Origin of the sequence: Methyloversatilis sp., assembly GCF_965284615.1 — a bacterium.
GTDB lineage: Bacteria > Pseudomonadota > Gammaproteobacteria > Burkholderiales > Rhodocyclaceae > Methyloversatilis.
Genome location: NZ_OZ260098.1, coordinates 1156919 through 1169220, shown reverse-complemented (window position 1 = coordinate 1169220; position 12302 = coordinate 1156919). Strand labels below are relative to the sequence as shown.

Here is a 12302-nt window from a genome sequence, read left to right as displayed (position 1 = left end):
CGCGATTTTTCTGCTAGGCCGGGCTGCGGCGGCCCGAAAATCACCCTTCGGCGCACAGGGGATTGGCACCGGACAAGGGCTGGCGGAGAGGAATCCGGCGCAAACGCCGGTATGGCGGCAATCAGTCCGGCCGGGTGACGCCGGGCAAGCGTTTCCAGTCGAAGCAGGCACCGGGATCGGTCTTTCTTCCCGGCGCGATATCCGAATGACCTACCACGTCGGCCACCGGATGCCGTTTGCGCAGCGCGTCAATCAGCGCTGCGGCGCACCGGTATTGGGCATCCTCGAAGGGCAGCACGTTGCAGCCTTCAAGCTCTATGCCGACCGAGAAGTCGTTGCAGCCCTCCCGCCCGCCCCAGCTCGACCGCCCGGCATGCCAGGCCCGACGCGTGGTGGGCACGAACTGCAGCAGCTCTCCGCTGCGCCGCACCACGAAATGCGCCGACACGCGCAACGGCGCGACGTCAACGAAGTACGGGTGGGCCGCCGGGTCGAGCCGGTTCAGGAAGAGGTCTTCTATATAGGGGCCGCCGAATTCGCCCGGCGGCAGACTGATGCAGTGCATGACCACCAGCGACACCGGCTCGCCCTCGGGGCGCGGGTCGGAATTCGGCGATTCGATGCGGCGGGCGGCCAGGCACCAGCCTTCGGCGTCGATGTGGAAATCGGTCGTCATCGGGTGTGGCCAGGCAGAGGCAGATCGCGAGCAAGCTCGCTCCCACGTCGGGGCCGGCTGCGTGCGGGAGCGCGCTTGCTCACGACAAGGCGCCCCACATCCTGACGAAGGTGGCCGCCGCACTCAGTCATTGATGCCCAGCCGCTGCAGCCGGTAGCGCAGCGAGCGGAAGGTGACGCCGAGCAGGCGGGCGGCGGCGGTGCGGTTGTAGCGCGTCTTGCGCAGCGCGTCCTCGATGGCGGCGCGCTCCATGCGGTCGAGGTAGTCCTGCAGCGGCAGTTCGCCGGCCGGCATGTCGGGCAACTCGTCGTTGACCGGCATCAGGCCGAGGTCGGCGGCGTCGATGCGCTCTCCCGAGCTGAGCGCGTAGGCGCGCTCGAGCACGTTCTCCAGTTCGCGGACATTTCCGGGGAAGGGATAGGCGCACAGCGCATCGACCGCCGCACGCGTCAGTTCGGGCTTCTTGCCGTCGGCGGCGGCGATGCGTTCGAGCAGGGTCTGCGCCAGTTGCGGGATGGATTCGCGGCACTCGCGCAGGCTGGGCATGCGCAGTTCGAGCACGTTGAGCCGGTAGAAAAGATCCTGGCGGAAACGGCCCTCGTCCACCATCTGCCGCAGATTGCGGTGGGTGGCGCTGATCAGGCGCACGTCGGTCGCCTCCTCGGTGCGTGCACCGACGCGACGCACCGATTTCTCCTGTATCGCGCGCAGCAGCTTCACCTGCATCGCCAGCGGCAGGTCGCCCACTTCGTCGAGGAACAGCGTACCGCCGCGCGCCGCCTGGAAATAGCCCTCGCGGTCTGCGTCGGCGCCGGTGAAAGCGCCTTTCGCATAACCGAAGAACTCGGACTCGACCAGGTTCTCCGGAATGGCGCCGCAATTGACCGCGACGAAAGGCCCTTCGCGCCGCGCACCCAGCTCGTGTATCAGCCGCGCCGCGCGTTCCTTGCCGCTGCCGGATTCACCGTGGATATGCACCGGTGCGCCACTGCGGGCGAGCTTGGCGATGGTTTCGCGCACCTGCGTCATGGCCGGCGCGTCGCCGACCAGCGCGTCGGTGCCGGCCGGTCGCGCCTCGCCGCCGCGCGACGGCAGGTCGAGCGCCGAACGCACCAGTGCGCGCAACTGCTCGATCGATACAGGTTTGGCGAGGTAGTCGAAGGCGCCTGCCTTCAGTGCCGCGACCGCGTTGTCCATGCTGCCGAAGGCGGTGATGACGGCCACCGGCAGGTCGCGGTGGTGTTCGGCGATGTGGCGCACCAGCTCCATGCCTTCGCCATCGGGCAGACGCATGTCGGTCAGGCACAGCGCGAAGCGTTCCTTGCCCAGCAGTTCGCGCGCTTCGCCGACCGAACCGGCGAGCGAGGCGTGCAGGCCCATGCGCGCCAGCGACATGTCGAGCAGTTCGCGCAGGTCGTCTTCGTCGTTGACGACCAGCACCTTCAGTTCCCGCTCAGTCCGCCGCCGTTCCATGATTCGTCCAAGCTCCTGTTCAGGCCGCGCAGGCGAAAGTGCGCACCCGGCGAATTATCCACGAAGTCGAGCGCGGCCCCGTTGGCGTCGCTGAGTTCGCGCGCGATGTAGAGGCCGAGCCCGGTACCGCGGCTGTGCGTGGTGAAGAAAGGTTCGAACAGGTGCGCGCGCGCGCTGTCGGACACGCCGGGGCCGTTGTTGACGATGTCGAGCAGCGTGGCGTCCTCGGTCGCGCTGACCGTCAGGCGCACCGCGCCGTCGTCCGGGCCGGCGAAGCGCAGCGCATTGCCGAGCAGGTTCCACAGCACCTGATGCAGATGGCCGCGATCGAACCAGATGCGCGCCGGCACCCCGGTTTCGATGTGCACGCGGGCACGCACGCCGGGCTCGCGCATCGCGAACTCGTCGACGAAGGTGCGCACATAGGCGCCCAGTTCGAGCAGTTCCGGCTCGGCGCGGTCGCGGCGCCCGAGCTCCAGCACGTCGCTGACCATGCGGTCCAGCCGCTGCGCGTTGTCGCCGATGATGCGGGTGAGCCGCGCCTGGGTTTCGGCGCGCCGCTCCTCCTGCAGCAGTTCGGCCGCCTGGCTGATGGCGGCCAGCGGATTGCGGATCTCGTGCGCCATGCTGGCAGTCAGCCGACCCAGCGCAGCGAGCTTGATCTGCCGCGCCTGTTCGCGCAGCCGCGCCAGATCTTCGATGAACACCAGATGCCCGCCGGCACCGCCGGCCGGCACGCAGCGTACGCGCAGCGCGGCCGGTCGCGACGGCAGGTCCAGCACGAACACGCGCTCGCGGTCGGGGTCGGCCTGCGCCGCCATCGCCGCGGCGAGCGCGGGCGAATAGTCAGCCAGCATGACCGGGCGCGGCATCAGCGGGTCGAGCAGACGACGCGCCTGCGGATTGGCCTGCCGCACGTGGCCGAGCGTGTTGACCACCAGGACACCGTCATCCATGTCGCGGATCACCCGCTCGTTCAGCCGCACCTGCTCGGCCAGGTCGCGCCCCCGCTCGCGCGCCAGCGACTCGTTGGCGATGACGCGCCGCGCCAGCAGGCGCACCGCGATCGCGGTGGCGAAGAAGCCGATGCTGATCGAACCGACATGCACGAAGCCACCGGCGTCGGAACCCAGCGTGACCCACTGCATCGCCTGCTGGAACAGCATGGCCAGGCTGGCCACCGCGGCGTAGAACACCGCCAGCCTGCCCTGCCCGACCAGTGCCGCGAAGGCCAGCACGACCACGTGCATGAAGGGCAGACCGGTGCTGAGTCCGCCGCCAGCATAGGTGAGCAGCGTGAGGAAGAAGATGTCGGCGAGCACGCCTGCAGTGAGCCGCGCGTCGTCGGTCGGCAGCAGGCGGTCGGCGCCGAGCATGACGCAGACGGCGAACACCCAGTAGCCGCGCGCGGCGCTGGCGAACAGCGCGCCGCGGTAATCGGCAAAGCTGATTTCGCCGGGCACGCCGAACACCAGCGCGACCAGCACCGAGGCGATCAGCAGACGATACAGATTGAAGTAGCGCAGCGAACTCACCCGCGCCGCCGGCAGCGCGGCGGCGGCGGCGGCGTCAGACCCGGCCGTTGTGAGCATCGCGATGCTCGGGGCAGCAGAAGTATTGCGCATCGGTGAACACGGCCTCGCCCTCGGGAAGGCGCAGACCGCACTCGGCGCACTGCACGATGCGCTCGGCCACCGGCTCGGCAGGTTTGTTCTTGTCGGACTTGGAGCGCGCAGGCTTCTTGAAGAACCACAGCCAGGCCAGGAAGGCCAGGAGCGCAAAAAACAGGATGCGGGACATCTCGGGCGACGGCAGGCGGAATGCGGAGGAAAAGCAGCGTACCAGCTTGGCCGGGCAGCCGGCGCAGAAAACAAAAAAGCCACCCCGGGGGTGGCTTTTTCGCGGGATTCTTGGTCGGGGAAAGAGGATTCGAACCTCCGGCCCCTGCGTCCCGAACGCAGTGCTCTACCAGGCTGAGCTATTCCCCGAACCTCACAGCAAACTACCGAGGCAGCTCGTCGTGCCCGTTGCCGTAAGCAACGAGGCGCGCACTTTACTAGAACTTTCTCTCGACTGCAAACGTTGCGAGATCGAGCAGGCTCTGCAGGTATTCATTCGCCGGCAGCCCCGCCAGTTCCGCACGAGCCAATTCGGCTTCCTCCCTCGCGCGGACGCGGGCGATCTCGAGCGCGCCGCTGTCCACCACCGCCTTCAGCACATCGGCCCAGTCATCGCGTCCGCCCTCCTCGATGGCATGCCGGACGACGGCAACCTGCTCCGGCGTCCCATTCTTCATCACGTGGATCAGCGGCAGCGTGGGCTTGCCCTCGGCCAGGTCGTCACCGAGGTTTTTGCCGATCGAACCTTCGTCGCCCGAGTAGTCGAGGATGTCATCGACCAGCTGGAAGGCTGTGCCCAAGTGCATGCCGAAACGTGCGAAACGTTCTTCGACGTCGGCATCGACACCGGCCAGCATGGCGCCGAGGCGGCTGGCCGCCTCGAACAGCTTGGCGGTCTTGTAGCGGATGACCTGCAGATAGCGGTCTTCGTCAACGTCGGCATCGTGGCAGTTCAGCAACTGCAGCACCTCGCCCTCGGCGATGATGTTGGTCGCCTCGGCCAGCACAGCCTGCACGCGCATGCTGCCGACCGACACCATCATCTGGAAGGCGCGCGAGTAGAGGAAGTCACCGACCAGAACCGAGGCCGCGTTGCCGAACAGTGCGTTGGCGGTCTTGGCGCCACGGCGCAGTTCAGATTCATCCACTACGTCGTCGTGCAGCAGCGTCGCGGTATGGATGAACTCGACCACGGCGGCCAGTTCGGTGCGATGCGCCCCCGAATAGCCGCAGGCGCCCGAGGTCAGCAGCACCAGTGCAGGACGCAGCCGCTTGCCGCCGGCACCGATGATGTACTCGGCCACCTGGCGCACCAGCACGACGTCCGAGTGCAGGCGCTCGCGGATGACGCCATCCAGCGCGCGCATGTCGTCCGCAATCAGGCTGTAAAGACGGTTCATTGAAGACAAGGAAGTGCTGCCGGACGCGGAAAAACGCGGATGGTAGCAGCGCGCGAAAACCCGTCAAGCCGTTGATGTTTCGCAGCCTTTGACAAAAAGCCAGCGTCTCGGATATAGTTGTGGATTCCCTTAAACCTTATTGGGGTTACACATGTACGCGGTCATAAAAACCGGTGGCAAGCAGTATCGCGTTGCCGCTGGCGAAAAAATCAAGGTAGAACAGATACCTGCGGATGTGGGCTCGGAAATCGTGATCGACCAGATTCTGATGGTCGGTGAGGGCGAATCGGTCAAGATCGGTGCGCCCCTGGTTGCCGGTGCCAGCGTTCGTGCAACGGTGCTCACTCAAGGGCGCCACAAGAAAGTGACGATTTTCAAGATGCGCCGTCGCAAGCACTACCAGAAGCATCAAGGTCATCGTCAGAACTACACCGAACTGCGCATCGAAGCCATCAACGGCTGAGAATGTTGAAAAATGCGCTGAGCGTGGCTGAGCGTATCCAGGAGAGCATCAAATGGCACACAAAAAAGGCGGCGGCAGTACGCGTAACGGCCGCGACTCAGAATCGAAACGCCTTGGCGTCAAGAGCTATGGCGGTCAGCTGATTTCGGCAGGCAGCATCATCGTGCGTCAGCGCGGCACCGAGTTCCACCCCGGCGACAACGTCGGCATGGGCAAGGACCACACGCTGTTCGCCAAGATTGACGGCGTTGTGCAGTTCGTCGTCAAGGGTGCAAACCGCCGTCGCGTGGTCACCATCGTTCCGGCTGCAGCCTGATTCCGGCTCGCCTGAACCGAAGCCCTGCCCGCGAGGCAGGGCTTTTTGTTTCTGCCGCCTGCGCACGCGACGGCACCAAGCAAGCATTCGATATTCCAGTCACTCCAGGCACGCGTGAAGCGAAATGAAATTCTTTGACGAAGCGAAGATAGAGGTCATCGCCGGCGATGGCGGCAATGGCTCGGCCTCGTTCCGCCGCGAAAAATTCATTCCGTTCGGCGGTCCGGACGGCGGCGACGGCGGCCGCGGCGGCAGCATCTGGGCAGTCGCCGACCGCAACCTGAATACGCTGATCGATTTCCGCTATACGCGCATGTTCCGCGCCGCAAGCGGCGAGAACGGTCGCGGCTCCGACTGCTACGGCAAGGGCGGCGACGACCGCGAACTGCGCATGCCGGTCGGCACCACGATCACCGATCTGGCAACCGGCGAAGTGATCGCCGACCTCGACCACGACGGCGCCCGCGCGCTGATCGCCAAGGGCGGCCGCGGCGGTCTGGGCAACCTGCATTTCAAGTCGAGTACCAACCGCGCGCCGCGCCAGACCACGCCGGGCGAAGCCGGCGAGCGACGCGAACTGAAGCTCGAACTGAAGGTGCTGGCCGACGTCGGCCTGCTGGGCATGCCGAATGCAGGCAAGTCCACCTTCATCCGGGCCGTGTCCGCCGCGCGCCCCAAGGTCGCCGATTACCCCTTCACCACGCTGGCGCCCAACCTCGGCGTCGTGCGGGTTGACGACTCGCGCAGCTTCGTCATCGCCGACATTCCGGGCCTGATCGAAGGTGCAGCCGAGGGCGCCGGTCTCGGTCACCAGTTCCTGCGCCATCTGCAACGCACCCGCCTGTTGCTGCATCTGGTCGATCTGGCCCCCTTCGATCCGGAAGCCGATCCGCTGCACGACGCGCGCGCCATCGTCGAGGAACTCCGTCGCTACGATGAATCGCTGTACCAGAAGCCGCGCTGGCTGGTGCTGAACAAGATCGACCTGATTCCCGAGGAAGAGCGCGAACAGCGTGTGCGAGATTTCGTCGAGGCCTTCGGCGCCGAGCGTGCGTTCAGCATTTCGGCGATGACACGCCAGGGCTGTGACGGTCTGTGCTACGCCATCATGGATCACGTGGAAGCGACCCGTCCGCCGCCCGAACCGGAGCCGGACGTGCGCAATCTGGACGCTGGCGAGGCCGGCGATGGAGCGGGCGATGAGAACGCGCCTTGAGAATGCGAAGCGGCTGATCGTCAAGGTCGGCAGCGCGCTGGTCACCAATAACGGCGCCGGGCTGGACCTCGGCGCACTGCAGGAATGGGCGCGCCAGATCGCCGCACTGCGCGCCGAAGGGCGCGAAGTGCTGCTGGTATCGTCTGGCGCCATCGCGGCCGGCATGCAGCGCCTGGGCTGGAGCACCCGACCCAGCGCGATGCACGAACTGCAGGCTGCTGCTGCCGTCGGCCAGATGGGTCTGGCCCAAGCCTACGAAGGCGCCTTCTCGCAGTACGGGCTGGCCAGCGCGCAGATCCTGCTGACGCACGAAGACCTGGCCGATCGCACACGCTACCTGAATGCCCGCTCCACCCTGTTGACGCTGATGGAGTTGGGCGTGGTGCCGGTGATCAACGAGAACGACACCGTCGTCTACGAAGAAATAAAGTTCGGCGACAACGACACGCTGGGTGCGCTGGTCGCCAATCTGACCGAAGCCGACTGCCTGGTCATACTGACGGATCAGAACGGTCTTTACACCGCCGACCCGCGCAAGGATCCGTCCGCCACGCTGATCAGCGAAGGCGAAGCCGACGACCCGCGCTTCGAGTCGATGGCCGGCGGCGCCGGCACCGGCATTTCGCGCGGCGGCATGATCACCAAGGTGCGTGCAGCACGCCGTGCCGCGCGCAGCGGTGCCGACACGGTGATCGCCAGCGGCCGCGAGCCGGACGTGCTGCTGCGTCTGGTGCGCGGCGAAGCGCTCGGCTCCTTCCTGAAGGCGGGCAACACGCCGCTGGCTGCGCGCAAGCAGTGGCTGGCCGATCATCTGCAGCTGGCCGGTACGCTGATATTGGACGAAGGCGCCGTGAAGGCGCTCGGCGAAGGTCGCAGCCTGCTGCCGATCGGCGTGACCGAGGTGCAGGGGCAGTTCGAACGCGGCGCGGTCGTCGCCTGCCGCGACAGCACCGGGCGCGAACTGGCGCGCGGCCTGATCAATTACTCGGCGTCGGAAACCCGGCGCATAGCGCGTCGCCCGTCGGCCGACATCGAGGCTTTGCTCGGTTACGTTGACGAACCCGAACTGATACACCGCGACAATATGGTTCTCGCCTGACGCACCCGGCCGGGTGCGTCAGTTTCACGCCAGCGGCAGGGCGAATTCCAGCAAGGTGCCACGCTCCGGTGCCGGACCGATGGCAAAGCGGCCGCCCAGCGCATCGGCGCGATATTTCATGCCGAGCAGGCCGTGCGAACCGGTCTTGCCGCGCGCCGTGGCGGCGATGCCGACGCCGTTGTCGCGGATTTCGAGCCGGACGGTCGGCCCATCGACCGTCAACGCGATGCGCACTTCGGTCGCCTGCGCGTGCTTCCTGATGTTCGTCAGCGCTTCCTGCGCGACACGGTAGATCGCGATCGCCCTGTCCCGATCCAGCTCCAGCGCATCCCGCAGTTCCAGGTTGACCGTGAACGGCGCTGAAGCGCGCGTCTCTTCAGCCAGCGATTCGAGCGCAGGCAACAGTCCCAGATGGGTCAGCACGGTCGGTACCAGACCTTCGATCACGCGCCGCTTGATCTGCACGCCCTGCTCCAGGATGTCGCAGATGCGCGACAGCGACTCGACGTCCGGACTGTCCTGCTTGCGCGCCCGGCGCAGCAGCATCGACGCCTCCATCCGGCTGGCGGTCAGGATGGACCCCAGTTCGTCGTGCAGTTCGCGCGCCAGCGCGGACTTCTGCCGCTCGGCCTCGGTCTGCAGGTGGCTGGCCAGTTCCGACAGCTCTTCGGTGCGCACCCGCACCAGCGCGTCGAGCTCGTCGCGCGCCGCACGCAGGCGGTCGGCGATCTGCGCTTCGGCCTGGCTGCGCATCGCATAGGCACGCAACAGCAGGATGAGCATCAGCACGCCAATGGCGATGACGACGATGGCCGCCGCACGCTGGCGTTCGATTTCCTCACCGAGCAGCGTCATCTGCTCTTCGAGATAGGCGCGCTCGGTGCGCACCAGCGGTTCGAGTGCTTCGCGCAGTTCGTTCTGATCGACCACCGGCGGCAGGAAGGCGTCCATCACCTCGACTGGGCTCGCGTCCTGCGGCAGCGCCCGCAGCCGTTTCAGCTCCTCGGATTCCGCTGCGGTCAGGCGCTTGACGACGGCGACGCGCTCTTCGTCTATGCCCCGACGGGCTGCCCAGCCGAGCACGTGGGTACCCGCCTCGGCGAGACGCTGCACCGTCGCCAGATGCTGCGCCAGATGATCGGGCGACGGCTCCTCGGTGTAGCGTGCCTCCGTGGCCATCCCCTGCGCATTGTCGTAGACCAGATTGTTCAGCGCCGCCAGCGACAGGCGCGAAGCGTCGATTTCCTCGCGTTCGCGCTGCATTCCCTGGAAGGTGGTCTCGGACACCGCGGCGAAAGCCACGCCGATCAGCACCACCAGCAGCGCCCCCCAGCGGAAGCGCGCCAGCCGCATCAGCACGCTGTCGGTCAGCCGTTCCGCGCCGTCGGTCGCGGAACCGGCCTTGCGCGCCGCGCGCGACAATCCTTCGACAATGGCGCGATGCCGCGCTGCCGCCTTCACCGAGCGTTCCGCGTCAGACATGTCCGACGCCCCCGCCATGGCGCGGACGACAGCCTGAATCGGCCGCCCCGCCTAGGATTCGATCACGCACGCTGGCAACGCCGGCCGTGCCGGCCCTGTTCCTGTTCATCAAGGAGGCTGTCATGCTTCACTATGCCCTTATCTTCTTCATCGTTGCGCTGATCGCGGCATTGTTCGGCTTCGGCGGCCTCGCCGCAAGCGCGGCCGGCATCGCCAAGATCCTGTTCTTCGTATTCCTCGCGCTGACAATCGCCTCCTTCGTGGTGGGACTGTTCAAGCGCTGAGGCGGATAATCCGCTCAGCTTCCACGACGACCACGCCATCATGCAAAAGAAACGCGTACTGCTCGCTGACGACCACCAGATCGTGCGCAACGGCCTGCGCCAGCTGATCAATGCCGAAGCCGACCTCGAAGTCGGCGCCGAAGCGTTGACCAGCGCCGAAACGCTCACCCTGCTGCGCCAGCAGGACTTCGACGTGCTGCTGCTCGACATTTCGATGCCCGACCGCGACGGCATGGACACGCTGCGCCTGCTGCGTACGCACCGCGCCGATCTGCCGGTGCTCATCATCAGTGCCTACGCCGAGGAACAGTACGCGCTGAACATGCTGCGCGCCGGTGCCAACGGCTACATCCGCAAGGATGCCGACGTGGACGACATCCTGACCGCCATCCGCACCGTACTGCGCGGTCGCCGCTACGTGAGCGACACCGTTGCCGACCTTCTGACGCAGCGCCTGAGCGGCGACGCCGACGCCCCGGCGCACCAGCAGCTGTCGGAACGCGAGTTCCAGGTGCTGCACAAGCTGGCGACCGGCAAGTCGGTCACCGAAATTGCCGACGAACTGTTCATCAGCGTGAAGAGCGTCAGCACCTACCGCAGCCGTCTGCTCACCAAGCTGAACCTGAAGAGCAATGCGGAACTGACCTACTACGCGCTGAAGAATGGTTTGATCGAATGAGTACGTCTGTCGGCTCGCACCTACATCCGGCGCCGCAAGGTGGTGAGATACTTGGCGCGCAATCCAATCCCTATCGCCCCACCGACTACGAAGCGCACAGAGCCGTGCAACCGCATCCGTCGCCCGCCACTCCTCCGCTCGCCCGTTCGCGCCCGCTGCGCGTGCTGCTGGTCGAGGACTCGCTGCTGATCCGCAAGCATCTGGTGTCATTGCTCGAGGACAGCGAGGGCATCGTCGTCTGTGGCGAGGTCGATACCGAAGCCGACGCGCTGACTGCCTTGCGTGTCGGCCGCTTCGATGCGGTGGTGGTCAACCTGCAGTTGCGCGAGGGCAGCGGTTTCGGCGTCTTGCAGCACCTGAAGCTGAACCATCCGGATCTGCTCGCCATCGTGCTGACCAACAGCAATACCGCGGCCATGCGCGCGCGCAGTCTGGCGCTGGGCGCTCATCACTTCCTCGACAAATCGAGCGAGTTCGAACGCGTCGCCGAACTGCTCGAAGGCCTGCGCTGAGCGCTCTTCGCGCCCCCACCCCAGAAGATTAACGACAGCCGCAGCTGCGAATTTCGTAAGCATCCCGCCGTACGTCTCCGCGCGCGATCTCATGCAAAAGTCATCACCCTCCCGCGTTGACGGACACGCTGCGGCATAGTGTCGCACCCTGAAATTCCGCGGTTTCGATGCAGCACAATCCCGTCCCGGACGTTGCGTAGCTGAGGCGACGCGCGTGACCTCACGAGGTCCACGTTGCGACGCCTGAGCGACCCTCGTCGCCTGAAATCCGCCTGCATTCGCCTCGACTGCAGGCATCTACGAGGACGAGATGCATGAACCGCTTTCTGAATTTCGGCGTCGCGCTCGCGCTGTCGGCCGGCATGACCGTCGCCCACGCCGCAAGCAGCTACGACGTGGTCACCACCTGGTACGAGCCCGACACGCAGCCGAACAACACCATTTTCACCGGCAGCTTCGACTACGACGCCACGACGCGCACGGTCACGAACCTGCAAGGCCAGTTGAGCGAATCGATGACCGGCATGATGGGCGGCGGAATGAACTGGCTGTCGCTCGATCATCAGCTGGTGTCGTGGTACGACGCGGCGCTCGGCGGCACCTTCGCCGCCGCGTTCAGGAACGCCAGCACCAACACCTTCTGGACCGGCGCCGGCGGCAATGGCTGGTCGCCTGCGTCGGGTATCGCTGCCGGCGGCGTCCACTACGGCTTTCCCGCCACCCGCACCAATCCGGGCAATGCCTACGCACTCATCTTCATTCCGGATGATCCGCTCGCTGCACTGACCCAGGCGCAGATCAACAAGCTGGCCTACGCCGACTGCGCAGCCGGCGGCATGATGGGCGCCGTGTGCATGACCGGCACCAGCGTGGCTGGATACGGCGCCGAGGGCACGATGAGCGGATACCCGCTGTCGCAGACCATCACCGCGGCGGTGCCCGAGCCGGAAACCTGCGGCCTGCTGCTGGCCGGCCTGACCCTGATCGGCGCCGTCGCGCGTCGCCGCCGGGCGATCTGACGAGGTCCGTCAACCGACACTCCGGCCACCCGGAAGGTGGCGAGGCCCCCACCTCGCCGCCTTT

At 66.3% G+C, this 12302-nt stretch carries 14 protein-coding genes and 1 tRNA gene; 8 read left to right on the top strand and 7 right to left on the bottom strand.

What is annotated here, in order from left to right; translation table 11 throughout:
* Positions 1-121: 121 nt before the first annotated feature.
* The 6 genes from ampD to ACQ66H_RS05680 form a co-directional block, all read right to left on the bottom strand.
* On the bottom strand, positions 122-676 hold the full coding sequence (gene ampD / locus ACQ66H_RS05705; RefSeq protein ID WP_430433173.1) for a 1,6-anhydro-N-acetylmuramyl-L-alanine amidase AmpD: 555 nt from the start codon (positions 674-676) through the stop codon (positions 122-124).
* A gap of 123 nt (positions 677-799) precedes the next feature.
* Entirely contained in the window at positions 800-2149 is a 1350-nt protein-coding gene (locus tag ACQ66H_RS05700) for a sigma-54-dependent transcriptional regulator (RefSeq protein WP_430433172.1), read from the bottom strand.
* Positions 2119-3741, bottom strand: a complete 1623-nt coding sequence (locus ACQ66H_RS05695) for a sensor histidine kinase (protein ID WP_430433171.1) — start codon at positions 3739-3741, stop codon at positions 2119-2121. Before ACQ66H_RS05695 ends, ACQ66H_RS05700 begins: the two co-directional genes overlap by 31 nt.
* Positions 3719-3949 (bottom strand): PP0621 family protein, encoded by a 231-nt coding sequence (locus ACQ66H_RS05690; RefSeq protein ID WP_430433170.1) that lies wholly within the window; start codon positions 3947-3949, stop codon positions 3719-3721. Before ACQ66H_RS05690 ends, ACQ66H_RS05695 begins: the two co-directional genes overlap by 23 nt.
* A 111-nt stretch (positions 3950-4060) precedes the next feature.
* Positions 4061-4137, bottom strand: a tRNA-Pro gene (locus tag ACQ66H_RS05685).
* 68 nt (positions 4138-4205) lie between these two features.
* A complete protein-coding gene (locus tag ACQ66H_RS05680; protein WP_430435599.1) occupies positions 4206-5168 on the bottom strand; it encodes a polyprenyl synthetase family protein in 963 nt (320 codons plus the stop codon).
* A gap of 151 nt (positions 5169-5319) precedes the next feature.
* Between ACQ66H_RS05680 and rplU the strand changes: the two genes are divergently transcribed.
* The 4 genes from rplU (at position 5320) to proB (ending at position 8262) form a co-directional block, all read left to right on the top strand.
* Positions 5320-5631 carry a 50S ribosomal protein L21 gene (rplU, locus tag ACQ66H_RS05675; RefSeq protein WP_019919226.1) on the top strand — a complete coding sequence of 104 codons (312 nt, stop codon included), beginning with the start codon at positions 5320-5322 and terminating at the stop codon, positions 5629-5631.
* Positions 5632-5683: 52 nt separating this feature from the next.
* Positions 5684-5947 carry a 50S ribosomal protein L27 gene (gene rpmA / locus ACQ66H_RS05670; RefSeq protein ID WP_008057943.1) on the top strand — a complete coding sequence of 88 codons (264 nt, stop codon included), beginning with the start codon at positions 5684-5686 and terminating at the stop codon, positions 5945-5947.
* 124 nt (positions 5948-6071) lie between these two features.
* A complete protein-coding gene (gene cgtA / locus ACQ66H_RS05665; RefSeq protein ID WP_430433169.1) occupies positions 6072-7163 on the top strand; it encodes an Obg family GTPase CgtA in 1092 nt (363 codons plus the stop codon).
* Positions 7147-8262, top strand: coding sequence for a glutamate 5-kinase (proB, locus tag ACQ66H_RS05660; protein WP_430433167.1), 1116 nt, complete (start codon positions 7147-7149; stop codon positions 8260-8262). Before cgtA ends, proB begins: the two co-directional genes overlap by 17 nt.
* Before the next feature lie 24 nt (positions 8263-8286).
* On the opposite strand, the gene ACQ66H_RS05655 is transcribed toward proB, so the two are convergent.
* Positions 8287-9744 (bottom strand): sensor histidine kinase, encoded by a 1458-nt coding sequence (locus ACQ66H_RS05655; RefSeq protein WP_430433165.1) that lies wholly within the window; start codon positions 9742-9744, stop codon positions 8287-8289.
* A 122-nt stretch (positions 9745-9866) separates the two neighbouring features.
* Between ACQ66H_RS05655 and ACQ66H_RS05650 the strand changes: the two genes are divergently transcribed.
* The 4 genes from ACQ66H_RS05650 (at position 9867) to ACQ66H_RS05635 (ending at position 12238) form a co-directional block, all read left to right on the top strand.
* Positions 9867-10028, top strand: coding sequence for a DUF1328 domain-containing protein (locus tag ACQ66H_RS05650; RefSeq protein WP_024300587.1), 162 nt, complete (start codon positions 9867-9869; stop codon positions 10026-10028).
* A gap of 40 nt (positions 10029-10068) precedes the next feature.
* Positions 10069-10707 (top strand): response regulator, encoded by a 639-nt coding sequence (locus ACQ66H_RS05645; protein WP_430433163.1) that lies wholly within the window; start codon positions 10069-10071, stop codon positions 10705-10707.
* Positions 10704-11219 carry a response regulator gene (locus tag ACQ66H_RS05640; protein WP_430433162.1) on the top strand — a complete coding sequence of 172 codons (516 nt, stop codon included), beginning with the start codon at positions 10704-10706 and terminating at the stop codon, positions 11217-11219. Before ACQ66H_RS05645 ends, ACQ66H_RS05640 begins: the two co-directional genes overlap by 4 nt.
* Positions 11220-11533: 314 nt before the next feature.
* Positions 11534-12238 carry a PEP-CTERM sorting domain-containing protein gene (locus ACQ66H_RS05635; RefSeq protein WP_430433161.1) on the top strand — a complete coding sequence of 235 codons (705 nt, stop codon included), beginning with the start codon at positions 11534-11536 and terminating at the stop codon, positions 12236-12238.
* The last annotated feature ends 64 nt before the right edge of the window (positions 12239-12302 follow it).